Source organism: Pseudohongiella sp. (genome assembly GCF_040877505.1).
GTDB lineage: Bacteria > Pseudomonadota > Gammaproteobacteria > Pseudomonadales > Pseudohongiellaceae > Pseudohongiella.
Genome location: NZ_JBBDNQ010000034.1, coordinates 51,421 through 76,620 on the forward strand (window position 1 = coordinate 51,421; position 25,200 = coordinate 76,620).

24 protein-coding genes and 1 other RNA gene are annotated in these 25,200 nt (G+C 55.3%); 7 read left to right on the forward strand and 18 right to left on the reverse strand.

From position 1 onward, the window contains the following. Position 1: 1 nt before the first annotated feature. From ftsA to rnpB, 15 genes are all read right to left on the reverse strand, one after another. Positions 2-1,246 carry a cell division protein FtsA gene (gene ftsA, locus WD071_RS12465; protein WP_294130562.1) on the reverse strand — a complete coding sequence of 415 codons (1,245 nt, stop codon included), beginning with the start codon at positions 1,244-1,246 and terminating at the stop codon, positions 2-4. 15 nt (positions 1,247-1,261) lie between these two features. After that, positions 1,262-2,173 carry a cell division protein FtsQ/DivIB gene (locus WD071_RS12470; protein ID WP_368048713.1) on the reverse strand — a complete coding sequence of 304 codons (912 nt, stop codon included), beginning with the start codon at positions 2,171-2,173 and terminating at the stop codon, positions 1,262-1,264. Further along, entirely contained in the window at positions 2,170-3,117 is a 948-nt protein-coding gene (locus tag WD071_RS12475) for a D-alanine--D-alanine ligase (protein WP_368048714.1), read from the reverse strand. The genes WD071_RS12470 and WD071_RS12475 overlap by 4 nt, the downstream gene beginning before the upstream one ends. Beyond that, complete coding sequence (gene murC / locus WD071_RS12480) at positions 3,117-4,538, reverse strand: UDP-N-acetylmuramate--L-alanine ligase (protein ID WP_368048715.1); 1,422 nt, start codon at positions 4,536-4,538, stop codon at positions 3,117-3,119. The genes WD071_RS12475 and murC overlap by 1 nt, the downstream gene beginning before the upstream one ends. After that, positions 4,531-5,619, reverse strand: coding sequence for an undecaprenyldiphospho-muramoylpentapeptide beta-N-acetylglucosaminyltransferase (gene murG, locus WD071_RS12485; RefSeq protein ID WP_368048716.1), 1,089 nt, complete (start codon positions 5,617-5,619; stop codon positions 4,531-4,533). The genes murC and murG overlap by 8 nt, the downstream gene beginning before the upstream one ends. Then, positions 5,616-6,806: a putative lipid II flippase FtsW gene (ftsW, locus tag WD071_RS12490; protein ID WP_368048717.1), complete on the reverse strand. Its 1,191-nt coding sequence runs from the start codon at positions 6,804-6,806 to the stop codon at positions 5,616-5,618. Before ftsW ends, murG begins: the two co-directional genes overlap by 4 nt. Continuing rightward, positions 6,803-8,167, reverse strand: coding sequence for a UDP-N-acetylmuramoyl-L-alanine--D-glutamate ligase (gene murD / locus WD071_RS12495; protein ID WP_368048718.1), 1,365 nt, complete (start codon positions 8,165-8,167; stop codon positions 6,803-6,805). Before murD ends, ftsW begins: the two co-directional genes overlap by 4 nt. 39 nt (positions 8,168-8,206) lie before the next feature. Further along, positions 8,207-9,289: a phospho-N-acetylmuramoyl-pentapeptide-transferase gene (gene mraY, locus WD071_RS12500; RefSeq protein WP_368048719.1), complete on the reverse strand. Its 1,083-nt coding sequence runs from the start codon at positions 9,287-9,289 to the stop codon at positions 8,207-8,209. Continuing rightward, positions 9,289-10,656, reverse strand: coding sequence for a UDP-N-acetylmuramoyl-tripeptide--D-alanyl-D-alanine ligase (murF, locus tag WD071_RS12505; protein ID WP_368048720.1), 1,368 nt, complete (start codon positions 10,654-10,656; stop codon positions 9,289-9,291). The genes mraY and murF overlap by 1 nt, the downstream gene beginning before the upstream one ends. Further along, entirely contained in the window at positions 10,653-12,203 is a 1,551-nt protein-coding gene (locus WD071_RS12510; RefSeq protein ID WP_368048721.1) for a UDP-N-acetylmuramoyl-L-alanyl-D-glutamate--2,6-diaminopimelate ligase, read from the reverse strand. The genes murF and WD071_RS12510 overlap by 4 nt, the downstream gene beginning before the upstream one ends. Positions 12,204-12,208: 5 nt before the next feature. Further along, entirely contained in the window at positions 12,209-13,936 is a 1,728-nt protein-coding gene (locus tag WD071_RS12515; protein WP_368048722.1) for a peptidoglycan D,D-transpeptidase FtsI family protein, read from the reverse strand. Continuing rightward, positions 13,929-14,297: a cell division protein FtsL gene (gene ftsL / locus WD071_RS12520; RefSeq protein WP_368048723.1), complete on the reverse strand. Its 369-nt coding sequence runs from the start codon at positions 14,295-14,297 to the stop codon at positions 13,929-13,931. The genes WD071_RS12515 and ftsL overlap by 8 nt, the downstream gene beginning before the upstream one ends. A gap of 54 nt (positions 14,298-14,351) precedes the next feature. Continuing rightward, positions 14,352-15,299 (reverse strand): 16S rRNA (cytosine(1402)-N(4))-methyltransferase RsmH, encoded by a 948-nt coding sequence (gene rsmH / locus WD071_RS12525; RefSeq protein WP_368048724.1) that lies wholly within the window; start codon positions 15,297-15,299, stop codon positions 14,352-14,354. A 53-nt stretch (positions 15,300-15,352) separates the two neighbouring features. Beyond that, on the reverse strand, positions 15,353-15,808 hold the full coding sequence (gene mraZ / locus WD071_RS12530) for a division/cell wall cluster transcriptional repressor MraZ (protein WP_368048725.1): 456 nt from the start codon (positions 15,806-15,808) through the stop codon (positions 15,353-15,355). 373 nt (positions 15,809-16,181) lie between these two features. Continuing rightward, an RNA gene (gene rnpB / locus WD071_RS12535) (RNase P RNA component class A) lies at positions 16,182-16,571 on the reverse strand. A gap of 71 nt (positions 16,572-16,642) precedes the next feature. Here rnpB and WD071_RS12540 point away from each other — a divergent pair. The 3 genes from WD071_RS12540 (at position 16,643) to WD071_RS12550 (ending at position 19,398) form a co-directional block, all read left to right on the forward strand. Next, positions 16,643-18,637, forward strand: a complete 1,995-nt coding sequence (locus WD071_RS12540; RefSeq protein ID WP_368048726.1) for a YdbH domain-containing protein — start codon at positions 16,643-16,645, stop codon at positions 18,635-18,637. Between the two features lie 142 nt (positions 18,638-18,779). Further along, positions 18,780-19,016 carry a YnbE family lipoprotein gene (locus WD071_RS12545; protein WP_368048727.1) on the forward strand — a complete coding sequence of 79 codons (237 nt, stop codon included), beginning with the start codon at positions 18,780-18,782 and terminating at the stop codon, positions 19,014-19,016. Positions 19,017-19,047: 31 nt separating this feature from the next. Further along, on the forward strand, positions 19,048-19,398 hold the full coding sequence (locus WD071_RS12550) for a YdbL family protein (RefSeq protein ID WP_368048728.1): 351 nt from the start codon (positions 19,048-19,050) through the stop codon (positions 19,396-19,398). A 45-nt stretch (positions 19,399-19,443) separates the two neighbouring features. Here the strand turns inward: WD071_RS12550 and rsmI are convergent, their stop codons facing one another. Continuing rightward, positions 19,444-20,319: a 16S rRNA (cytidine(1402)-2'-O)-methyltransferase gene (rsmI, locus tag WD071_RS12555; protein ID WP_368048729.1), complete on the reverse strand. Its 876-nt coding sequence runs from the start codon at positions 20,317-20,319 to the stop codon at positions 19,444-19,446. Between the two features lie 164 nt (positions 20,320-20,483). On the opposite strand from rsmI, the gene WD071_RS12560 reads away from it, so the two are divergent. The 4 genes from WD071_RS12560 to WD071_RS12575 all read left to right on the forward strand — a co-directional run bounded on the left by WD071_RS12560 (position 20,484) and on the right by WD071_RS12575 (position 24,097). After that, the gene (locus tag WD071_RS12560; RefSeq protein WP_368048730.1) at positions 20,484-22,346 is read left to right on the forward strand and encodes a penicillin-binding protein activator; all 1,863 of its coding nucleotides are present in this window, start codon (positions 20,484-20,486) and stop codon (positions 22,344-22,346) included. Between the two features lie 96 nt (positions 22,347-22,442). Then, entirely contained in the window at positions 22,443-22,862 is a 420-nt protein-coding gene (locus WD071_RS12565) for a YraN family protein (protein ID WP_368048731.1), read from the forward strand. A 72-nt stretch (positions 22,863-22,934) separates the two neighbouring features. Continuing rightward, entirely contained in the window at positions 22,935-23,528 is a 594-nt protein-coding gene (locus WD071_RS12570) for an SIS domain-containing protein (protein WP_368048732.1), read from the forward strand. Then, a complete protein-coding gene (locus WD071_RS12575; RefSeq protein WP_368048733.1) occupies positions 23,525-24,097 on the forward strand; it encodes a BON domain-containing protein in 573 nt (190 codons plus the stop codon). The genes WD071_RS12570 and WD071_RS12575 overlap by 4 nt, the downstream gene beginning before the upstream one ends. 33 nt (positions 24,098-24,130) lie before the next feature. On the opposite strand, the gene WD071_RS12580 is transcribed toward WD071_RS12575, so the two are convergent. Both WD071_RS12580 and WD071_RS12585 read right to left on the reverse strand, forming a co-directional pair. Next, positions 24,131-24,559: a ClpXP protease specificity-enhancing factor gene (locus WD071_RS12580; protein ID WP_368048865.1), complete on the reverse strand. Its 429-nt coding sequence runs from the start codon at positions 24,557-24,559 to the stop codon at positions 24,131-24,133. Positions 24,560-24,567: 8 nt separating this feature from the next. Next, on the reverse strand, positions 24,568-25,200 hold the full coding sequence (locus WD071_RS12585; protein ID WP_368048734.1) for a glutathione S-transferase N-terminal domain-containing protein: 633 nt from the start codon (positions 25,198-25,200) through the stop codon (positions 24,568-24,570).

Here is a 25,200-nt window from a genome sequence, read left to right on the forward strand (position 1 = left end):
CTCAAAAGTTTTCTTTCAGCCAGTTCTTTACTCGTTCAACGATACTTATCTTCGGTTCCTTGACGGTCACCGGGTGATGACTGCGTTCCTGCTGCTGGAGTTGACGCATGCCGTACAGCAACAAACCGACACCCGTGGAATAAATAGGATTGCGCACAATATCCGCCAGACCTTTTACACTCTGCGGCATCCCGATGCGCACGGGCATATGGAAGATCTCCTCCGCCAGTTCAATGACGCCTTCCATCTTACTGGTACCGCCGGTCAGCACGATGCCGGCAGCCAGCAGATTTTCATAACCGCTGCGCTGCAGTTCAGCCTTGACCAGAGTAAACAGTTCGTCATAGCGTGGTTCGACGACTTCCGCCAATGCCTGGCGCGACAGTTCACGTGCCGGTCGTTCACCCACACCTGGCACCTTTATCATTTCCCCGGCGCTGGCCAGTTGCGTCAGCGCGCAGGCATACTTGATCTTGATCTCATCCGCATTATCTGTCGGTGTACGCAATGCCATGGCAATATCGTTGGTCACCTGATCGCCGGCAATCGGAATGACTCCAGTGTGACGTATGGCACCTTCGGTAAAGATCGCAATATCCGTAGTGCCACCACCAATGTCTACCATACAGACACCGAGCTCTTTTTCATCTTCTGTGAGCACGGCATAACTTGAAGCCAGCTGCTCCAGAATGATTTCTTCTGTCTGCAGTCCGCAACGCTTGATGCATTTCTCGATGTTCTGCACGGCGTTGATGGCACATGTCACCAGGTGTACCTTGGCCTCGAGACGCACGCCCGACATCCCCAGTGGCTCTTTAACGCCTTCCTGAGAGTCGATAATGTATTCCTGCGGCAGGATATGCAGCACGCGCTGATCGGCAGGAATGGCCACTGCCTGCGCAGCATCAATCACGCGGTCAATGTCTGCGCGCGTCACCTCGCGATCACGTATGGCCACGATTCCGTGCGAATTCATGCTGCGGATATGGCTGCCGGCTATCCCGGCATAGACCGAATGTATCCGGCACCCGGCCATCAGCTCCGCCTCTTCAACCGCCCGCTGAATCGACTCAACCGTAGATTCAATATTGACCACGGTGCCCTTTTTCAGGCCGCGCGATCGATGGCTGCCGATGCCAACTATATTGAGACTGCCATCGGCTTTCACTTCGCCCACGATGGCAACCACCTTGGACGTACCGATATCCAGGCCTACGATCATGTTGCTGTTATCTGGAGCGCTCATAAGTCACACCTGCTCTCACCGACGGGCCACAGCATCTGTGGCTACCGTATTTTTACTGACTGAAAATCCATTGCCGTACCGCAAATCGATCGTGCGTGCATCTGCCAAATGGTCCTGTAATCCACCACGGTAAACCGCAATAAAGCGTTCCAGCCGCGCCATATAGTCATCACGGCCCAATCGCAGCAAAGGCCCCTCGTTCACTTCGACAGACCAACTGCCGCGCTCGTTCAGACTGACCGAAGCCAACGTCATGCCCAGCGCCGACAATGCCTGCTGAAATGCCGCATGCTGCGCCAGCACCAGAGACTCTGTACCCTCAGGCCCGGTCAGCGCAGGCAGACCGGATTCCGGCCCGCGCAATGGCGGCGTGAACACCTCCCCTGCGGTATTGACCAATGCAGCCTCGCCCCAGCGGGCAATGGGCTGTTGCTCGCGAATGTTGATCACCAATACGTCAGGCCAGACCCTGCGCACTGTCGCGTGCGCTACCCACGGGTTTTGCTCCAGCTCATCACGAAGGTCCTGTACGTCCACCCCCAGAAAACCTGATTCGGTATACCTGGCCAGTAACGTCCGGACTTCCTGTTCCGTCACCCGGTGCAATGGCGAGTCCAGTCTGACGGTATTTATCTCGCGGTTTATTACCGGTCGATTTAGGTCCGGCAGATTCAGTGCCGGCAGACTGTCTGTCAGCATCGCCAGATAATCCGCAGCCACGCCTCGATACTGATGTATCGCAATACCTGCGGCGCCGACCAGGATCAGGCAAAGCAGTAACAAACGCAGGCTACCGTTTGATCGCTTTTGCGCTGGCGTGTCAGACTCGATATGCCGCGCTTCGGCACGAACCGGCGCGAAGTCCATCGGAACATCCGACGCACCGGCATAAGCTGAAAATGTTGACCTGCTTCGGGATTCGCTCATGCTGTACCGCCTGCAGCGCCTCCGTTAAGTATGTGAAGCACCAGTGCCGGAAAATCCAGGCCTTTGCTTAGCGCTGAAACCGGTACCAGGCTATGGTCTGTCATACCGGGCACCGTATTGAGCTCCAGCAACCAGAATTTGCCTTGCTGATCCTGCATAACATCAATTCGCCCCCAGCCTTCGGCACCGAGAATGCAGAACGCCTGCAGACATAAATCGGCAAGTTCCGCACTTTTAGTTTCTGACAGCGAGGCCGGACAACGGTAATGAGTGTCGCTGGCGACATATTTGGCGTCATAGTCGTAAAACTCATGACTGGTACTCAGTTCAATGGCCGGGAATGCCTCGCCATGAATCACTGGCACAGTAAACTCGGCACCTCTTATGCGCTGTTCAGCCATCACGGCAGTGTCGTAAATACTGGCTTTCTGGTACGCATCGCGGAGCGCCTTTGCATCGGCAGCCATCGACATACCGATGCTTGACCCTTCATGCGCGGGCTTGACAACAACCTCACCCAGCTCGTCGATCAGCCCCTGCCAATCACTGTTGCCATCCAGCACGCTGAACTTTGGTGTCGGCAGTCCGCTCGCAGCCCAAAGCTGCTTGGTCTTGACCTTGTCCATGGCCAATGCTGACGCGAGTACGCCGCTGCCGGTATACGGTATGCGCATCATCTCCAACAGGCCCTGCAGCTTTCCGTCTTCGCCGCCGCGGCCATGCAGAATATTAAACACCCGTTCAATTTTCTCCGAACGGAGTCGTTCCGCAATGTCAGGGCCAACGTCTATCCCGACAACATCAACGCCCTGGCTCTGCAATGCGGACAATACAGCCTGCCCGCTAAGCAAGGATATTTCACGTTCAGCCGAGTCGCCGCCCATCAGCACAGCTACCCGTCCGGATTTCCTGTTCACGTTCTCAGCCATATTGACAACACTCATCACATCAACCCCTGTGCAGCAAGGGTACGCGCCAGGGCGCCCACACTACCGGCACCCTGGGTAATGACAATATCACCGTCCATAACCAGGTCCTTAAGGACCCCCCGCACTTCCTCTTCACTTTTGACAAAGACCGGGTCCACTTTGCCACGCAGGCGTATGCTGCGACACAGACTGCGGGAGTCAGCGCCCGGCACCGGATCTTCACCTGCCGAGTACACATCAAGCATCAACAGCACGTCGACTTCTGACAGCACGCTGACGAAATCATCGTACAGATCCTTGGTCCTGGAATACCGGTGTGGTTGATAGATCATTACCAGCCGCGCCTCCGGCCAACCTGCGCGCAGCGCAGCCACCGTCGCTGCCACCTCGCTTGGATGGTGTCCATAGTCATCAAGCAGCATGATATTGCCGCTGGCGATAGGGAATTCACCTTGTATATCGAAGCGCCGACCCACACCGGCAAACTCAGCCAGGCCGTTACAGATTGCCGCATCATCGATACCTTCATCTGTTGCTACCGCTATTGCCGCAGTAGCATTCAGAGCGTTATGTCGTCCCGGTATACTGAGACTGATATGTAAGGGCGCACGGCCATCCGGGCGATGAATATCGAAATCGGTAAACTGTCTGTCCTGACGCAGATTGCTGATGCGGTAGTCCGCTTTCTCGGAAAAACCGTAGGTCAGCACCGGACGTGATATGCGAGGCATGATTTCCTCAATCACGGGATCATCAATACACAGCACAGCCAGACCATAAAAAGGCAGGTTGTGCAGAAACTCAACAAAGTAGTGCTTGAGTTTGTTGAAATCACCGTCGTAAGAACCCATGTGATCGGCTTCAATATTTGTGACCACTGCTACCATGGGTTGCAGGTGCAGGAATGACACATCACTTTCATCCGCCTCACACACCAGATAACGGCTTTCGCCCAGCCCGGCATTGGCGCCAGCGCTGTTCAGACGCCCCCCGATAACGAATGTGGGTGCCAGTTTGGCTTTAGCAAAAATTGATGCCACCAGACTGGTAGTTGTGGTTTTACCATGCGTTCCGGCAATCGCAACCGCATGACGGTAACGCATCAGTTCTGACAACATCTCGGCGCGGGGGATAATCGGCTTGCCGGTCTGCTTTGCTTCCGATAGCTCCGGGTTATCGCCACGAACGGCACTGGAGTACACCACGACGTCGGCCTTTGCTACATTCTCAGATGCGTGTCCGATAAATATTTCTGCGCCCATTTCCGCCAGGCGCTCAGTCACCCCCGACGCTTTGATATCAGAGCCGGTGATCTTGTATCCCTGGTTCAACAGAACTTCAGCAATTCCACACATGCCTGCACCACCAATACCAACAAAATGGATGGTCTTGATGCGACGCATTTCCGGCACCTGGTAATAGCGCTGATCAGTCATGGCAAACCTCCATGCATACATCAGCAACACGTGACGCCGCATCAGGAATGGCCAGTGCACGCGCATTTTTCGCCATCTGCTGCAAGCGTTTTTTATCTGCCATAAACTCCTCAAGCAATTGCTGCAAACTGTCTTTGTTCAATGATGTCTGTGGCAGCAATACCGCTGCGTCGGCTTCAACCAGCCATCGCGCGTTGCTGCTTTGATGGTCATCAACAGCATGCGGATAAGGCACCAGTATCGATGGCAGGCCCGCAGCCGTTAGCTCTGCAATCGTGCTGGCACCCGCGCGACACAACACCAGGTCGGCCCAGACGTAAGCTGCCGCCATATCCTTGATGAAGGGCTCCACTTTACATTTAAGCCCGCTGTTGCCCGCCAGCTCCTGATACGAGGCTTGCGTCTCTTCATGTTTGTTACGACCTGTCTGGTGCCAGATATCAATGCCACAGCCACTATCAAGCACCAATTGAGGCACCACCTGGTTAATGGCGGCGGCGCCCAGGCTTCCACCCAGCACCAGCAAATGCATGGGGCGTGCTACATCAGTGGCCCTGCCATGTGCAGCGTCCAGCGCGGAAATTTCCGCCCGCACCGGATTACCGGTGTGTACCACTTTTGGGTTCGCGGCAAAGGTGTTCGGGAACGCCTCCAGCACTCTGCTGGCCAAAGGCACCAGCAACCGATTACTTAAACCGGCAATAGCATTCTGTTCGTGTATTACCAACGGGCGTCGCAACAACCAGGCAGCAACACCACCCGGACCCGTCACATAACCACCCATACCCAGTACACAGGCGGGCCGCAGCTTCTGCAACAGGCGCACGGACTGCCATATCGACGCCAGCAACATAAAGGGTGCCTTGAACAATGTCAGCTTGCCTTTGCCCCGCAATCCGTTGACCCGCAGGCGATGCAATCTGATACCGGTATCACTCAGGACATCGTTCTCCATACCGCCAGGTGTACCCAGCCACTCAACCTGCACATCGCGAGCCTGCAATGCGCGCGCTATGGTCAGAGCCGGAAAAATGTGCCCCCCGGTCCCTGCCGCCATAATCAGAACAGTAGGCCTGCTCATGCTGCACCCCCGGACGGTTCCGGATCGGTTTTGACCTGCAGTTCATACTGAATACGCATGAGTACCGCGACCATGAAACAGCTGATCAGCAGACTGTTGCCGCCATAACTCAGGAACGGCAGGGTAAGCCCTTTGGTAGGCAACAGGCCTGTATTGACACCAAAATTGATGAACACCTGGGTAGCGAACAACATGCCGATGCCAAAGGCGACATAGGCCGAAAAGTACCGACCCCTGGCCTCGGATTCCCGACCCAGTCGCAAAGCAGTCCATATCAGGGTAATGAAGAGCGCCAGGACAAACAGCACACCCAGCAGGCCCATTTCTTCGGCAATAATCGACAACACAAAATCAGTATGTGCTTCCGGCAGGAAATACAGTTTCTGAATGCTGTTACCCAGACCCACGCCCAGCCATTCTCCGCGCCCGAATGCGATCAGAGCCTGTGTTAACTGGTACCCTTCGCCGTACACATACTCGGCGGCCCAGGGATTCAGGAATGACGTCAGACGATTGATCACGTAAGGTTTCATGATCGCCAATGCCACAACGCCGGCAAAACAGATCATCACGATCAGCACAAACCGGTGCAATCTGGCACCCGCCAGAAACAGCATGGTGAAAGTCGTCAGCATGATGATGACCATTGCACCGTGGTCCGGCTCAAAGTGCAGCAGCGCGATAACAGCACCCAGAATGATCATCGGTTTCATGAACCCTGACCAACGTTCGTGAACCTCATCGCGGTGGCGCTGAAGGAATGCCGCCATGTACATTACCATTGAGATCTTTGCCATCTCCGATGGTTGCAGGCGATAGAATCCCAGATCAATCCAGCGGGCGCTGCCGTTGACCACGGTACCGACACCCGGCACCAGCACCATTGCCAGCAGCACCACTGCCAGACACAAGAGCAACGGACTGCTGCGATACCAGATATCCATGTCGATATGCAGGGTGACAAGCATCAGCAACAATGACAGCCCAATAAAGAATACCTGGCGCTTGAAAAAATAGAATGGATCGCCTGCGAGGCTGTTGGCTATCTCCATGGAAGCGGACGTCATCATTATCAATCCGCTGCCGAGCAAGAGAAACAATACCAGCATCAAAGTGTTGACCGGTTGCGGCGTATCCCTGGCACTGACGCGAACAGCACCCTTGTTTTTGCTCATCATCACGCTCATTGCAAGGCCTCCACTGCTGCAGCGAAGACCCGACCACGATGGGCAAAATCTTTGAACATATCAAAACTGGCGCAAGCAGGTGACAGCAATACCGCGTCGCCGTCAACGGCACTGCTGGCAGCCTCCGCAACGGCCTCTTCCATCGTGGTCGCGCGCATGATGTCAGCGCGACTGCCAATCAACCTGGCCAGTTTGTCAGCGTCGCGGCCGATCAGCACCACACGTTTCACGTAACTTTCCAGCGCAGGCAGCAGTGGAGAGAAATCGGCATCTTTGCCAATGCCACCGGCTATCAGCACAATCTCGCCGCGGGTGCGCTCGGCAACCGATTCGATCGCTACCAGAGTCGCCCCGACATTGGTGCCTTTTGAGTCATTGTAATAATCCACGCCGCGCAAATTGCGAAGCAACTGACATCGATGCGGCAAACCGGCAAATTCACGCAGCGTGGTCACCATGGCTGAATCCGGAATACCGACCGCATGCCCCAGAGCAAGCGCAGCCATGGCATTGCTCACATTGTGCCGGCCCAGCAGATTGATCTCGCGTGTTGGCATCAGACGATTGGACCCACGCATCAACCAGGTCTCACCATCTCTGTACAGCAGACCATAGGCTTGTTCATCGACCGCCTCATTCATGCCGTAAGTCCAGCGTCGGCCTGATTCTTTCAGCCAGGGTTCGCTGGCTGAATCATCTCGATTTACCAGCACCTGGCGGGCACCGATGAATATCCGCTGTTTGGCCGCAGCGTAATCCTGCATGGACGCATACCGGTCCAGATGATCCTCGCTCAGATTAAGAATCACTGCTACTTCGGCATTCAACCGGGTGGTGGTTTCCAGTTGAAAACTCGACAGCTCAAGGATGTACAGGTCACGCTCACCGCTACGCAGCAGATCAAGTGCCGGCATGCTGGCCCTGCCATCAAGATTTCCGCCGACAGCAACCCGGATACCAACCTGCCGGGCCATCTCTGATACCAGTGTTACCACCGTACTTTTGCCATTGGAACCGGTCACGGCAATGACCGGGGCATCAACCTCATGACTGAAGATATCGATATCACCGGTCACCGGCACACCCTGACTGATGGCAAAAGCGATTTCCGGTGTCTGCAGACTGATGCCCGGACTCAGGACGATTTCACCGGCCTGTAACAACGCTTCCTGCGAAAAACCACCCAGTTCTATGACCGCCCCCGGGAACTCGGTTTCGAACTCAGCAAGCGCAGGTGGGCTGAAACGGCTGTCGATGACTTTGAACGAACGACCTCGCGCATGGAAATAACGCGCGCATGACAGCCCGGTCTTGCCCAGACCGACTATCACTGCATGTTTTTTATCCATCGCCTGCGTCATCGACGCGTCTCCGTTACCAAAATATATTTGCCAAACCCGTTATCGAAGTTTCAGTGTGGCCAACCCAAACAGGACCAGCATCACAGTGATAATCCAGAACCGCACGATCACGCGCGGTTCCGGCCAGCCTTTCAATTCAAAATGATGGTGCAGCGGTGCCATACGGAAGATGCGCTTGCCGGTCAGCTTGAAGGAAGCTACCTGCAGAATCACCGAAACCGTTTCCATAACAAAAATGCCACCCATGATGAACAAGACAATTTCATGACGCGAAATCACCGCAACGATGCCGAGGGCAGCCCCTAGTGCCAGTGCGCCGACATCACCCATGAACACCTGCGCGGGATAGGTATTGAACCAGAGAAAGCCAAGACCGGCCCCGAGCAGGGCACCACAGAAAATGACCAGTTCACCGGCACCGGTTACTGTGGGTATATGAAGATAAACCGAGAACTCAGCGTGTCCGGCGAGATAGGCAATGATCCCCAGCGCACCACCGACCATCACTGTCGGCAGTATGGCCAGGCCGTCAAGACCATCGGTCAGGTTCACAGCATTGCTGCTGCCCACGATGACAAAATAGGTGATAACAACAAACAGCAAACCCGTTTCGATGGCGACATCTTTGAAGAAAGGCACGATATAGGCTGTCTGTACCGGATCGGTCGCGGTGTAATACAGAAACAGCGCCGCTCCCAGGCCAATGACTGATTGCCAGAAATATTTCCATTTTGCCGGCAGGCCTTTAGGGTCCTTGCGGAAAACTTTTCTGTAGTCATCAACCCAGCCAATAGCGCCAAACAGCACAGTTACCAGCAAGGTGACCCATACGTAGACGTTGCGCAGATCAGCCCAGATCAGAGTACTCAGAGCAATGCTGACCAGAATCAGGGCCCCACCCATGGTCGGAGTACCCGCTTTGCTGAAATGGCTTTCCGGCCCGTCGGCTCTGACTACCTGACCTATTTGATGATAGTTCAGCCGCCGTATCATCCATGGGCCTATCATCAGAGAGATGATTAGCGCAGTCAGAATGCCCATGATGCCGCGCACGGTTATATACTGAATGACAGCAAAACCGGAATTGATCTGTATCAGGTATTCCGCGAGCAGTACCAGCATCAGACACTCTCCCTGCTGCGTAATTGTTGAACAACGTAATCCATACCGGCGCTGCGCGAGCCTTTGACAAGCGCGACCGATTTTTCGTCAAGATTTTCGGTGGCGAAGCTGATCAGGGTGTCTCTGTCCTGGAAGTGCCTGCCGCCCGAGCCAAAGGCCTGGCTTGCCAGTTCGCTGCAGGCCCCTGTACTCCATAACTCGTCAATGCCCAGATCGCACGCGTAGCGTCCGACATCACGATGTGCCTGCACAGTCATCGAACCTAACTCCGCCATGTCACCCATAATAAGAATACGGCGGACATGGTTTGTGTCATTGACCGTCGCCAACACATCAATGGCAGCCTTGAACGATGAAGGACTGGCGTTGTAGCTATCATCAAGCAACCGGCTATTTTGAATACCGGCTGCCGGGCACAGACGCCCGGGCACCGCCTTGACACGGGCCAGGCCATCACAAACGCTGGCAGACATAGCGCCTGCCTCAATGCAGAGCGCGGCGGCGGCCAGGGCATTTGCGACATTATGCCGACCCGGCAGCGGCAAAAAGCAGGCTATTCGCCCGCGTGCAGATACGATATCGAAACGGCTGCCATTGGCAGTCATGGAGAGATTAACCGCTCTGTAGTCGGCTGTTGTGTCCAGACCAAATGTCACACATCGCCGTCTGCCAGCGCGTTCGCGCCAATCTGCCGCGTTGACGTCATCGGCATTCAATATCACGGTATGAGTCGATGCTGCTGAATCAATAATTTCACCTTTGGCCTTTACCACGCCCGCCAGGCTGCCAAACCCTTCCAGGTGCGTCTCCGCCGCATTGTTGATCAACACAATGTGGGGGTCACTGAGCGCGGCCGTCCATGCTATTTCGCCAGCGCCATTTGCGCCCAGCTCGATCACCGCCTGCTGATGCGACTGATCAAGCTCAAGCAACACCAACGGCACTCCGATAGCATTGTTAAGATTGCCACGCGTTACCAGAACCTTGTATTGCTGAGACAAAATAGTGCCGGCTATCTCTTTTACCGATGTTTTTCCCTGACTGCCGGTTACAGCGACAACATTGGCGCGGGAGCGTTTACGATTGATATGGCCCAGCCAGCCAAGTGCAGCGGTGGTGTCTTCAACGACCAACTGAGGTATCGAAGTGTCCTGCTTTTTGCTCACGATAGCGGCCGCGGCCCGTTTTTCGGCAACCTGGGGCACAAAGCGGTTGCCGTCAAAATTTTCTCCACTGAGGGCAACAAACAGATCACCTGCCTCAAGCACACGCGAATCAGTACTGACGCGGGAAAACGACACATCATCGCCGACCAGGGTGGCAGGCATGTAGTCAGAAACTGCAGCCAGGTTTATCGTCCCGATCATGGCTGCACCCCATTTTTCGACGCTTGGCGGGCACGCTTCTGTAGTGCCAGACGAACCTGCGCGGTATCACTGAATGCCATACGCTGGCCGCCAACGTCCTGATAACTTTCATGGCCTTTACCAGCAATCAGAACGATATCGCCGGGTGCGGCCGCAGAGATGGCATATGCAATCGCACTGGCTCGATCTCGCTCCACAAACACACCTTCTCGTGAATTAAAGCCCAGAAGAATCTGACGAATAATGTCGTCCGGGTTTTCGTTGCGCGGGTTGTCGTCTGTCAGCATCACAAAATCTGCCAGTTCCTCGGCAACTTCGGCCATCAGTGGTCGTTTACCCTGATCCCGATTGCCGCCACAGCCAAAGACACACCAAATGCGTCCATCGACATGTTCATGAATGGCTTTCAGGGCAGAGCGCAAACCATCCGGCGTATGCGCATAATCAACCACAGCAGTCACATCCGAGCCCGCATCGCCAAGTAGCTCCATGCGCCCGTTGACGGGTTTTAACAACGCCGCCTGTGCCAGCACCTGTTCCAGCGTCATCTCCTGCGGCAATGTCATCACCGCAGTAATGGCCGCCAGCACGTTGCTAAAATTGAAAGATCCCAAAAGACGGCCCTGTATCTCGCCTTCACCCCAGGGTGTATGCACACAGGCACGATATCCGTCCGGCTCGAAACTCAGCTCCCGGGCGTAAACATCAGCACGCTGATCAGTCAGACTGTAGGTCAGGCTCTGAGCCGAGCGCGGCAGCGCATTTAACATACAGGCAGCGTAGCTATCATCAGCATTGACGATGCCAACGCGCAACGCGTCGTGCTCAAAAAGTCGACGCTTGGCCTCGGCATAGGCAGCCATACTGCCGTGATAATCCAGATGATCCCGTGTCAGATTGGTGAACACTGCACTGTGAAATCGAACACCATTCAGCCTGTGCTGGTGCATGCCTTGAGATGACACTTCCATGGCAACACACGAGGCATTTTGCTGCAGAACATCAGCAAGCGCGGCCTGTAATATGATGGGATCAGGTGTGGTAAATCCGGTATCTGCCAGCGCCGGGAAAATACCATACCCCAATGTTCCCACTACCCCACAACGCTGTCCGAACCCGGACAGGATCTGGCCGATAAACTGCGTACAACTGGTTTTTCCATTGGTGCCGGTCACACCGACAACCGGCAGATGTTGTGACGGATAGGCATAAAACTGAGCTGCAATGTGTCCCAGCCGCACACGAAGACTGTTTATTGCGATAACCGGCACGTTGCCATACCAGCGGCAGCCCTGCCACTGCCCGCCTTCGTCAGCAAGCACTGCAGCCGCACCACGCTTCAGGGCCAGATCGATGTAATCGCGGGCATCATGATTTTTGCCAAAAAGGGCGACAAAAATTTCGCCTGGATTGACCTGACGACTATCCAGCGTCATGCCCCGAACGGATATGCCCGCGCATGCCTGCCGACATTCAGCATCCAGAGCAATACCCTCGACCAGCGTAAGCAGTGGCATTTCTACGATTGTCTGTTGAGCGGTATTCACAGCTCTCACCTCGCGCTCAAAGTCATAATGCGTGATGGATCAATTGTGTCCGGCGTTACATCAAGCAGGCGCATGGTACCGGCGGCTATTCGGGCGAAAACCGGGGCAGCAACCTGACTACCATAGTGCTGCGCACCTTTGGGTTCATTGACAACGATAATGACAACAACCCGGGGGTCGTCAGCCGGCACAAAGCCTGCAAACATGGAGTTGTGGAGATTGGCTTCGTAACCACTGGCACCGACGACACGGGCCGTGCCGGTTTTACCGGCCACACTGTAGAAAGGTACGCTGGCACCATCAAATCCACTCCGTTCAGGGTCGACAACGGCCTCCAGCATATCTCTGACCTCTTCAATCACACTGGCGTCGACAACACGCTGTGGCTCGCCGGCACCCGCCATTTCGTTGCCATTCTTCAACAAGGTCACGGGCATGCGCAGCCCGCCATTGGCAATCACCGAATAGGCCTGGGCAAGCTGCAAGGTGGATGTTGACATGCCATATCCAAAAGACAGAGTCGCCAGTTCAATATCGTGCCAGATACGGTGATTGGGCATGACACCCGCGCGTTCGCCGGGAAACCCACTGGCAGGGTTTTCACCGAAGCCAACCCGCAGCAGAACATCGCGCAGCGCCTCATGACCGACTGCCAGCGCTATTTTCGCCGACGCAATATTGCTGGAATTGACCAGCATGCCTTCCAGCGTCACGTCACCAAAATTCAGTCCCCGATCCTGAACCACATCGCGCCCCACGCGCATTCTGCCCGGATGAGTACTGATGATGGAGTTCCGGTCATACAGACCCGATTCCAGCGCTGCAATGGTGGTAAAGGGCTTCAAGGTTGACCCGGGCTCAAACAGATCTGTCACCGACCGGTTACGCAGTGCCCCGAAATCGGCCAGGCTCGCGCGGTTGTGCGGGTTGAATGATGGCTGGTTGACCATCGCCAGCACCTCACCCGTTTTTACATCCAGGACTACCGCGGAAGCAGCACGCGCATTCCTGTTCATGAACTCTGCCTTGAGTTCTTTGTAAGCCAGATTCTGGATACGAAAATCGATACTGAGCTCAAGCGTATTGCCGGGCTGAGCCGTCTGAATGGTGTCGAGCTCACGGATGATACGTCCGCGACGGTCCTTGATGACCTGTTGACGACCCGGCACACCCTTTAACCATTCGTCAAACGCAAGTTCCAGACCTTCCTGACCGATATCATCAACATTGCTGAAACCCAGCACATGAGCGGTGACCTCGCCCTGTGGATAGTAGCGCTGGTATTCCTGCCGTGAATAAACTCCGGGCAATGACAGAGCCAGCACAGCATCCGCTTCTGCCGGAGGCATGCGACGACGCACATAAAAAAATTCGCGGCCGGCACTGGCCTGAACCGATGCCAGCAGGCTGTCTTCATCTATTTGCAGAGAACGGGCGAGACGACGAATCGCATCCTGGTCACCGGCGATTTCTTGTGGATTTACCCAGATGGACTTGACGGGGGTACTGATGGCCAGCGGTTCACCATTGCGGTCAGTGATCATGCCGCGATGCGCTACCAGAGGCTCGACGCGAATGGTGCGCGCATCCCCCTGCCCCTGCAGAAAGTCCCGCTCAACCAGCAACAGGGTCAATAGCTTCCACAGCAGCGCCAGCACCGCCAACGCCAATGCCAACCAGACCAGCGACAAACGCCAGCCCCCAAAACGTTTCACTGTCTGCGAATCACTCATGGCGCACCATTATTATTCTTGACCAATCCGGCAGTGTCATATCCAGCTCTTCCATGGCTTTTTGCTCTATCCGCCCCTCCAGACCAAAGGTGCTTTGCTCAATCAGCAGTTGCCCCTGCTGTACATCCAGCGCATTACTTTCCGCACGTAATTTCTGCAATTCATGGAATACCGTTCGACTTTTGAAACTGGTATTGACCACGGCCAGCGCAGATACCATCACGGCCGCCAACAATATCACCAGACCCAGATGGCGCGATGAGAACAACTGCAACCAGCCAAATACAGACACAGGCGCCTCAGTCACCGTGGTCTTCGCCGGCGCGTCTGATTCGTTTCTGCTCTGCTCTGTTCTCATCATGACATCTTGTCTGTTATAAATTTTCCTGCATCTGGCCCTGGATAGACTGAATAGTCAGGCCGGTTTTTCTGCCACCCTCATCACTGCGCTGCGCGCCCTGGGGTTGTGTCTAATCTCCTGTTCCGACGGTTTTATCGCCTTGCCTACCTTGATCAGCTTCGGGCTCAATGCCGACACCGGCACGGGCAGGTCTCGCGGAAAGTCGTCGCCCTTGCTTTGCTTGTGTATGAACTGCTTTACCAGGCGATCCTCCAGAGAATGAAAGCTGATCACAACCAACCGACCACCTGGCCTGAGCGCTGCCAACGCTTTCTCCAGCACATTCTCCAGTGACACCAGCTCCTGATTTATATGAATACGGATCGCCTGGAACGCCCGTGTGGCTGGATGCTTGTGCTTCTCCCATGCCGGATTAGCCTGTTTTACAATCTCTGCCAATTGCAGCGTTCGGGTTATAGGCGCCACTTCACGCTCTTTAACAATGGCTCGTGCAATGCGCCGCGAAAACCTGTCTTCCCCATAACGATAGATGACATTCGCAATATCCTGCTCGGCGGCGGTCGCCAGCCAGTCAGCAGCACTCATACCTGACTGCGGATCCATCCGCATATCCAGCGGACCATCCTGCGTAAAACTGAAACCACGCGCTGCCTCATCAAGCTGTGGCGATGAAACCCCCAGGTCCAGCAATATGCCATCGACCTGACCGGAAACACCCGAATCAACAAGCATGGCATCCAGTTCGTCAAAAGATCCCTGACGAACAGTGAAGCGCTTATCCTGCGCCATCAGCGCCAGACCAGCCTCAATCGCCACCGGATCCTTGTCAATCCCCAGCAACGAACCTTCTTGATCAATACGTTCCAGAATAAGGCGAGAATGACCGCCACGACCGAAAGTGCCATCAATGTAAAATCCGGCAAGATCGGTCAACAGAGCGTCCACTGCCGGCTGCAACATGACGGTTTCATGAGCGTGTGTTTCATGAGTCTGTGTAGCCATAACGCACCGTTCCGAGAAGACTGACGCCCTGTTCCTGCAAAATAACAATCAACTTACAGCGACAGACTCAACAGCTCCGGCGGTAACTCCGCCTCGCCAGTTGTACCGGCGAACCAGCTGTCTGCCTGTTCGTTCCAGTTCTCTTCACTCCAGATCTCAAATTTCATGCCCTGCCCTACCAGGGCCAGGTGCTTGTCCAGCTGCGCACGCGTGCGCAATATCTGCGGCAGCAACAAACGACCACTGCCGTCCATCTCCAGATCATGGGCATGACCAATCAACATGCGCTGGACGCGTCGACTCGCCTCGTCAAAGCTGGACAGGCTCTCGACTTTCTGTTGAATCACTTCCCATTCATCAATCGGGTAAAGCAGCAGGCAGCGGCCGGTAAAATCGACAGTCGCCACCAGGCGACCCCCGTATTTTTCCGTCAACATATCCCGATAGCGCGCCGGCATGGCCATGCGCCCTTTTGCATCGAGATTGATTGTATTGACACCTCTGAACACGTTGCTGCTCCTGAGCATTGGGCCCGGCTTGCCACTGCCGACACCCTAAAACCCACTTTGATACATATTTATCCACTTCACGCCACTTTGCGACACTATATGCACAGCAATAGGCAAGCGCAAGCACTATTTGCACTTTTTCAGCGCCTAAAGCGTCTGAAATTACAGGGAAAATTGCTCAATCTTGAGAAGGCAAACGAAGTTGACTGACAAACAAAATGATTATCAGCAGGCTAAAGAAAATACTTAAAGTAATTTATAGGAATGCATTGGCGGACGAAGTGACCACAAATTCAAAAAGTCGAAATGTCGGCGCAGGACACGCCTTTCAACCTGATTGTATAACCCGCCCCTGGCGGGGCGAATCTGGATATGAGTGAGTCAGCCGATAAGCCGGGTTCTGTCGTGGACAGTCATTCATCTGGGACCAGCATCACTGCTGGCCTCAAGCAGCCTACCCGGATCCAGTGCGAGCCACACCGTTGGATCCCTATTTGGCCTTGCTCCGAACGGGGTTTGCCATGCCACGAACTGTTACCAGTCGCGCGGTGCGCTCTTACCGCACCCTTTCACCCTTACCTGTCCAGCGCTTGCGCACATGAACCGGCGGTCTACTCTCTGCTGCACTTTCCGTAGGCTTTCGCCTCCCAGGCGTTACCTGGCGTTCTGCTCTATGGAGCCCGGACTTTCCTCCACCAGGTGCCTCAGTTACCACCGAAACGGTAATAGACGCAGATCTGGCAGCGACTGCCTGGCCGACTCGGCGGCAAGATTAAGCGAGCCCGCCCGCAAAGACAAGTGTTTTATCCCGTTGCACCATGTCAAACTGGCACCATGACAACAGAAACTTCAGAGCAGGTTCATATCCGACCGGCAACGCCCCGGCGCTGGTGGCTTTGGCTTGTTGTGATCACAGCCACGCTGGCAGGCTTGGCGCTGTATGCCTACCAGCAGCGCATCACACTTTTTACTAATGCGGCCGATACCCTGTTGCAGCCCTACGGCCTCCGCGTGGAGACGCTTGACGGCCTGCAACCGGGTACGACCTCGTTGCGCATCAACCGCCTGGAACTAATTCACCATAACAGTGGTGCACTGCAGAGCCTGAGTGACATCCGCGTTGAATTCACCGTCACCGGGCTGCTCGCGAGCCGAATCAGCAGCATTTCGATAGCCAATGCCGAACTCACGCTGCCTGAAACCTCTACCAGCATCACTGGCAATGGCGCCGATGCTGCTTCGGGCACGCAGGCCATGGGCGACATTCTCGCTGCCATACCTTTTTCTCAGCTCTCAGTTGCCCGACTGCAGGTTACCGCCAGCGAACTGACAACAGAGACCATACTGATTCAACACCTGTCAGCAGACCTTGGGGCTCTGGTGCTGGACTGCCAGCCTGATCGGTGCCAGCTAACCTCCGATCTTGAACTGTCCGTCGATACGCTGCGCTACCGGACTGTGCCGAACACCCTTGACGCGGATACTCTGACACTGGATCTGGTCGCGCTCGACACTCCCATCAACCTGACCCTGGATGCACGCACCAACACCGTGTCACTGGGTGCCCGCGAGGCTTTACTGACAATGCCCTCCATCCGCGCGGGCGGCTACCTGACCGGTCTGGTGGGCAACATTCGACGCATCGATCTGTCGTACCCACTGATCTCGCAGAACTTTGACCCTGCCGGACTTTACCTGCAGACAGAACTGTCGGTCAGTGAACTTTACACCAATCTGGTGGATATCAACTTGTGGACCATGCAGCTTAACCAGCATCTGACCTGGCAAGATGGTGTTGTATATACAACTGGCGCACTGTTTGAAGAAAACCGGCGCCTGATGGCAAACGACCTGAATCACAACCTGGCGCTGGGAAGCGGTCAGGGGACATTCGAGGTGCCACTTATCGAATTTAATGACAGCAACAACAAACTGTCCGACCTGCTGTCACCCCTGCCATGGCAGGGTGATATTCTGGCCGGATCGGCCAGTGCCAACATCAATCTCAACTGGCTGACCAGCCAAGGCAACCCTGCCACCGTCACCGGCACCGTGCAGGCGTCCCTGAACGACCTTGGCGGATACGTCAACGAAATTGCTTTCCTGCGCCTGAACACGGATTTTGCCGCAGAACTGTTACCGGACTGGCACTTGCGTAGCACCCGCCCTGCATCTTTCAGCCTGGCCTCACTGGATGCCGGTATCGAAGTCACCAATATTCACAGCCGCTATACGGTCAATTCCGAGCCGGCTTCGATCTTGCTGAGCGATACGTCTCTGGAACTGTTCGGGGGCACCGTCAGCAGCGAACAACTGAGCTACCATCTGCAGGACAATGACAGCCACTTTACAATTGTCATAGACAGCATCGACCTGGATCGTGTGCTCGGCATGAGCGCTTACCAGGGCGTCAGTGCCACGGGCCTGGTCAGCGGTAATTTGCCGGTGCACCTGCAAGGACTCAGGCCCAGTATCAGTGGCGGCACACTGACGGCCCAGCAACCTGGAGGGACCATACGCTATGGATCGGGTGCGACCGAAGGCGGCAACCAGAGCCTGAATCTGGTTTACCAGGCGCTGGAGCACTATCGCTTTGATATCATGGAAACTCAGGTTGATTATCAGGAAAGCGGGGAGCTGGATCTGGCAATTCGCATGGAGGGCATCAGTCCTGAGCTTAACGGCGGGCAACGCATCAATCTTAACCTCAACATCAACGACGATATTCCCGCCCTGCTGCAAAGCCTGCAGGCCGCGCGCTCAGTCACTGACAGTATTCAGGCACGGCTGGATGCCCGGCGAGGCAACACAAGCGACACATCGCCATAGCACCACTCGCACAAACCCGCACAAAACAGTCTGTTGCGCCGTTCAGCGATTATTAAGCCCACTCTGGTATAGTAGGGTTATAGTAAGCTCAACAAAACAGGTATTGCCAACACACGTCATCATAACTTCAGAGCTGAGCACCATGACAATACAAGGAAGAACACTCACCAACCCACTGTCTGCAGGTAAACTGACCCTGCAAGTACTGGCAGCAACAATAGCGCTTGCCGGCGCTGCAGCCTGCACGCCAACTGTCCGGGTTGAGGCACCAACTGAACCGATTACCATCAACCTGAACGTGCGCATCGAACACGAAATCCGCGTCCGGGTCGATCGGGAACTGGATGATATCTTTGCCGCCGATAGCGGTCTGTTTTAACCTGTCCGAGGACACTGGCATGAGAGCAATCATGAGAGAAAATACCTGCATCAAATTCATTACCCGGACAACAGCGCTCGCTCTGTTTCTGCTAGCCAGCCTGGCGTTTGCGCAAAGCCTGGATGACGCCAAGGCAAGTGGCCAGATCGGCGAAAAAAATGACGGCTATATTGGACTGGTTCAGCCCGATGCACCTCAGGCCCTGGTCGACCTGGTCGCGGAAGTCAATCGACAGCGACGGGAGCGCTACCAGCAGATAGCCCGTGACAACAATATTTCGGTCAATGAGGTAGCACAACTGGCCTATGCGCGCGCGGTCGAAGCAACCCGGTCAGGCCATCTGGTTGAGGATGCCAACGGCCGCTGGGTACGCAAGCCCTGAGCTGAAGCCGGCCAATGGCGGGCTATGGCCGATGCCCTCCGCCAGTCAAGGGGGGCTCGCGGCCAGCTCCAACCCCCTTTTGTACAGAGCATTCTTTTTGTTGCCGGTAATCTCCGCGGCCAGTGCCGCTGCCTGTTTAAGCGGCAGGTCGCGCATCAGGATCTTCAAGGTTCTCTCTGTCTCCGGGCTCAGCGCCAGTTGCTCCACTTTGGCAGCACCGTGCACCAGCACCACGAACTCACCTCGGCGATTATTGTCATCCTGCTGCAGCCAGTCACACAGACCTGCCAGTGAATCCCCGTGAATGGTTTCCCAGGTCTTGGTCAGCTCCCGGCAAATGACAGCCTGCCGGTCGCCACCAAAAGCAGCAGCCATGTCAGCCAGCGATTCGCTTATCCGGTGCGGTGATTCGTAGAACACCAGGGTTCGCTGTGCGCTGGCAAGCGACTCATACAGTTGACGCCGCCCGGATGATTTGTGTGGCGGAAACCCTTCGAACGAAAAACAATCGCTGGGCAGACCCGCCGCGCTGATGGCCGCCGTAATGGCGCTGGCGCCGGGCACCGGCAACACCGGATAGGATCCGGCACGCACTCGCACAACCAGGCCATATCCCGGATCAGAGATCAGCGGCGTGCCGGCATCCGAGATCAGGGCCACTGCCTTACCCTCTCCCAATGCCCGCAGTATGGCATCCTCGCGCGCGCTGGAGCTGTGTTCATGATAGGACACAAGCCGCGTAGCGATCGCAAAGTGCTGCATAAGGCGGCCACTGTGCCGGGTGTCCTCAGCGGCAATCAGATCAACGCTCTTGAGCGTATCAATGGCGCGCTGGCTCATGTCTCCGAGGTTGCCTATCGGGGTGGCGACCACATAAAGTGCTGGCCGGAGAAGCGTTGCGTCGGTATAGGTCTGCGTCATCGTCGTTGCCTGGTCGTCTGGTCGCCTGTACAGCCAGTCTGGATAGCCAGCCTGCACCAGTGAAGTGACATGATACCGGTTTGTTCACAGTCGCAACAACATGAGCCGCCTGCTATGATCTACAATACAATCATGACTGTAATGGTCCTCTTGCCGTGAGTTATATGAAAGCCATTTATCGATGTGCATTTTTCCTTGGCGCTACAATGTTGTTAAGTCATTGCGGCAGCAGCACCGTTACGCCAGACATCAGTGACATGCCGGCACCAGGCACTCGCGCAGAAAACCTCACCATCAACGAGCTGCTGACACTGGCCTCCGACGCCCAGTCCCCGCAGGCAGAGGCTTATATCCTGCAGGCCAGTGCCATCGCGCTGCGGGCCGGTGACCTCGACAACACCGCTGCAATTCTGTCAGGCATAGAACCGGTTGATGACCTGCCAATAGAACTCGCTATCGAGGCGACGCGACAACAGGCTGAATTGGCGCTTTTGCGCAATGATGCGCAGAACGCGCTCGAGCTCGCCAACAGCAGACTGCTGGAGCGTACGGCGGAACTTCCGGCCGATACCCGGCGATCATTGATGCGCCTGCGAGCCGCCGCGTTTATTGAGCTGGAACAATATCTGGCAGCTGCCCGGGAACATACCCGAATGGCAGAGACGCTGACCAGCCCTGAGCAGATTGCCGACAACAATAATCATATCTGGCAGATACTGACAGCGGCACCGGCCGGCAGTCTCGACAGTCAATCAACGCTGGTGGACTCCTACGAGCTGCGCGGCTGGCTGGAGCTGATCAATGTCGTCAATAGCGAACAAAACAATATTGAAAGACAGGTAGCCGCCATCACCCGCTGGCGGGATCGCTGGAATCAGCACACGGCAGCCTCGATTCTGCCGGACGCGCTGGCATTTGCTGTTGAACTGCTCAATAGCCGACCACAACATATCGCATTGATGCTGCCCCTTGGCGAGCCTGCAGGTCAGGCCGTCAACGAGGGTTTCATGGCAGCTTATTACCACGCGGTCAGCCAGAATCAGCAAGTACCCATGGTAGAGATCATTGATACCAGCGGCGTCAGGGATGTCGCCAGCCTCTATCAACAAGCGGTTGGGCTGGGGGTTGACATGATCATAGGGCCTTTGCACAAAGAATCCGTAAGACAGCTGCAGAGCATGGAGCAACTGCCGGTGCCGACGCTCGCACTCAACTACGGCGACGACTGGCGCAGCAATCCACTGGGGTTTTATCAGTTTGGGCTGGCCCCTGAGGACGAAATTCGGCAGGCAGCACGCATGGCCTGGCAGGCGGGTCATCGCTACGCGGCCGTGCTGACACCGGCCGGAGAGGATTATCGACGCATTCAGGACGGCTTTGTCGAATATTGGCAATCACTTGGTGGCGAAGTTGTAAGCCAGGCCAGTTTCGGCGGCGCAACAAGTTATTCTGACGTTATCAGACAACTGATGAGCATTGATGTCAGCGAGGCCCGGGCTGAACGCCTGCGTGAAGTTCTGCCTCGGGACAATATCAACTTCACACCAAGACGGCGACAGGATGTGGATTTTATCTTCATGCTTGCCAACCCGGCCGAAGGTCGCCAGTTGAAACCTACCATGGCTTTCCACTTTGTCGGGGATGTCCCGGTGTATGCCATGCCTGCCATTTACGATGGCCGCACTGACGCAAACGGCAACAGAGATCTTAACGGCATCACCTTTGTCGACGCGCCGTGGGTCCTTGGCAGTGACGATCCACTGCGAATCAGTACCGGTGAGGTCTGGTCTCCGGCCTCAGGGCCAGTGCAGCGCCTGCGCGCCATGGGCATCGACAGCTTCCGCCTGTACGCCCGCATGTCACAATTGGAAAATTTTCCCGGTATTCGTCTGCAGGGCGCCACCGGTATTTTGTCGATGCGCGAGGATGGCAGCATCAGGCGTGAGCTGATTGGCGCACGCTTTGTCGATGGCATGACGACCGTGTTGCTGCCCGAAACACCTATGCCGGATGTTGCCGGCAACTAGGGTCGCTGCAACAACCGGAACAGCCTGCCCATCAACGGTTACGGCAAGAGAATTAAACAACGCAGAATTAAACAACGCAGAAAAGGATGCCTGCGCATGAACCACACTGATGATCGGAAAAAAATACATCGACCCGTTGCGCCCGACAAAAGGCGGCAGGTTGGCTTTGACCATGAAACCCGCGCAGCGCAATTTCTGTCCCAACAGGGACTGACACTGATCGAGAGCAACTTCAGCTGTCGTCTGGGCGAAATTGACCTGATCATGCAGGATGAAGAGACACTGGTATTTGTTGAAGTTCGATACAGAACCCGTGCCGACTTCATGGACCCCGTCACCAGCATTGATTATCGCAAACAAAAAAAGCTTTTACGCAGCGCCGCGACTTATCTCAAGTATCGCGGGCTCACTGATCGTGTACCCTGCCGCATTGACGTTCTTGGTATCAGGCAAACCGGCGGTCCTGGCGAAACCGAATTCAACTGGATCAAAAATGCCATACAAGCAACCTGTTAAGTGCTGCTGACAAACAACACAAAACGAGCCGATTACAGTAAACTGGAAATCTGATTACCACCGGACATCACCATGGAACCGCAACAAAGAGTGCAGCAACAAGTCCAGCACAATATTGCGACGCTGCGCGAAACGCTGGGCAGCCAGGCCGATGTGCTGTGCGCAGCCGCCAATCGCATGGCAACCGGACTCGTGCAAGGCGGCAAAATACTGATTTGCGGCAATGGCGGGTCAGCGGCGCTGGCACAATACCTGTCGGCACTGTTTATCAATCGCTTTGATCGCGAGCGGCCAGGGCTACCCGCCATTGCCCTTTCCGCCGACTCGGTCTGCCTGTCAACTATTGCCACTGACCAGCAATACAAAGCCGGATACGCACAACAAATCCGGGCTCTGGCGCAACCGGCTGATATACTTTTTGTTATTTCGGCGAGCAAAAGCAGCGCGAACTTGCGCGAGGCTATCACAGCTGCGTATGATCGCGACATCGCCGTGATTCTGCTCAGTAGCGAAGAAAGCAGCAATCTGGCGGAGATGCTGCAGGCTGATGATATAGAGATCCGGGTTCCGGCTCGTATTGCCTATCGCAGCCAGGAAGTCCACCTGGTACTGATTCATTGTTTGTGCGACCTGATCGACATTGATATTTTTGGAGAAGAGTTGTGAGCATCAAACGAATATCGATTATTGCGTTGCTGTTGAGCACCACAGCATGTACCACTGTCCTGACGCAAACCACGGGCGAAGAAGGCATCCGCGAAGATCCATACCTGCGCACAGCAGGCACCGTGGTTGAAGATGAATCCATTGAAACCAAAGTAGTGGTAAATATGCGATCCCGGAATGACGCTTTCGGGGATGCGAGTTTTGATGTAGTCAGTCACAACGGTGTGGTACTGCTGGTCGGCCAGGTACAATCGGAGGCCCTCAAGAGCGAAGCAACCCAGATCGCATCCGAGGCCAGCGTCCATGTACGTCGCGTCCATAACGAAATGGAAGTGGCCGGGCGTCGCAGCCTGCTCTCGCGCGGAAATGACACCTGGCTGGCCACCAAAGTCCGGACGCAGTTGACAGCCAACGACGGCATCAATGCCAACCGTATGCGCGTAGTTGCCAATAACGGCACGATTTATCTGATGGGCATTGTGGGCCGGGAAGAAGGCAACCGGGCGATCGAGCTGGCACGTAACGTTGGCGGCGTGCAACGTGTGGTCAACGTCTTCGAATATCTTTGAGGGTTGTGGGTGGGGCAATAGCAGAGCAGCCCGCTATTTCACCACTCGCAATGACGGACGGGACCGGCTCTTGGATTCCGACGCTTTCGATTTGTCCGGCTTGTTTTCATTTTTGACGGACTTGGGGGCTGGCGGAGGCGGTTCAGGTGACGGGTTTTCCGTTTCAAATACCATACCCTGCCCGTTCTCTCGCGCGTAAATACCCATGACCGCTGTCACAGGCACGTAGACCGGGGTTGGAATGCCGGAAAACCTGCCATTAAAGTTGATTGCCTCGTTGGTCATCTCCAGTGCATGAACCGCCGACGGAGAGATATTGAGGATAATCTGCCCGTCCTTGACATATTCCTGCGGCACCATCACCTCATTGGCGTAGGCATTGACCACAATGTAAGGCGTACACTGATTTTCCAGAATCCACTCGTACAGGGCACGCAGCAGATACGGGCGACTCGACGTCATGCTCACACTTACACCATCTCTTTTTCCTGATCCGACAGACTGGCTCTGACTGAATCACGGGAAAACAGGCGTGCTCTGTATTGCAGCAACGGCTGAACGGATTTATGGTTGCCCAGATCTATACCCAGTGACGGCAGACGCCACAGAATGGGCGTCACGCAACAATCAACGATCGTAAATTCATCACTCATGAAAAAGGGTTTTTCGGAAAAAATCGGTGCAATCGAGATCAGACTCTCGCGCAGCTCCTTTTTCATCTTTTCCTGTTGAGCAGCTGTACCTTTGCCCGCCGTCAGGTCATCAACTACCTGACACCAGTCACGCTGGATACGGTACATCCACAGGCGACTCTGCGCCCTTGCTACCGGGTATACCGGGAACAAAGGCGGGTGCGGGAACCTCTCGTCGAGATACTCCATCATGATATTGGCTTCATACAGCACCAGATCACGATCCACGAGAGTGGGCAGACTGTTATAGGGATTCAACGAAGCCAGATCTTCTGGTGTGTTCGCCGGGTCAACATTGACAGTTTCAACGGTAACCCCTTTCTCGGCCAGGACTATCCGCACCCGATGGCTGTACTGAGAACTGCCATCAGAATAGAACGTCATGGAAGAGCGCTTTGCTACAACACCCAT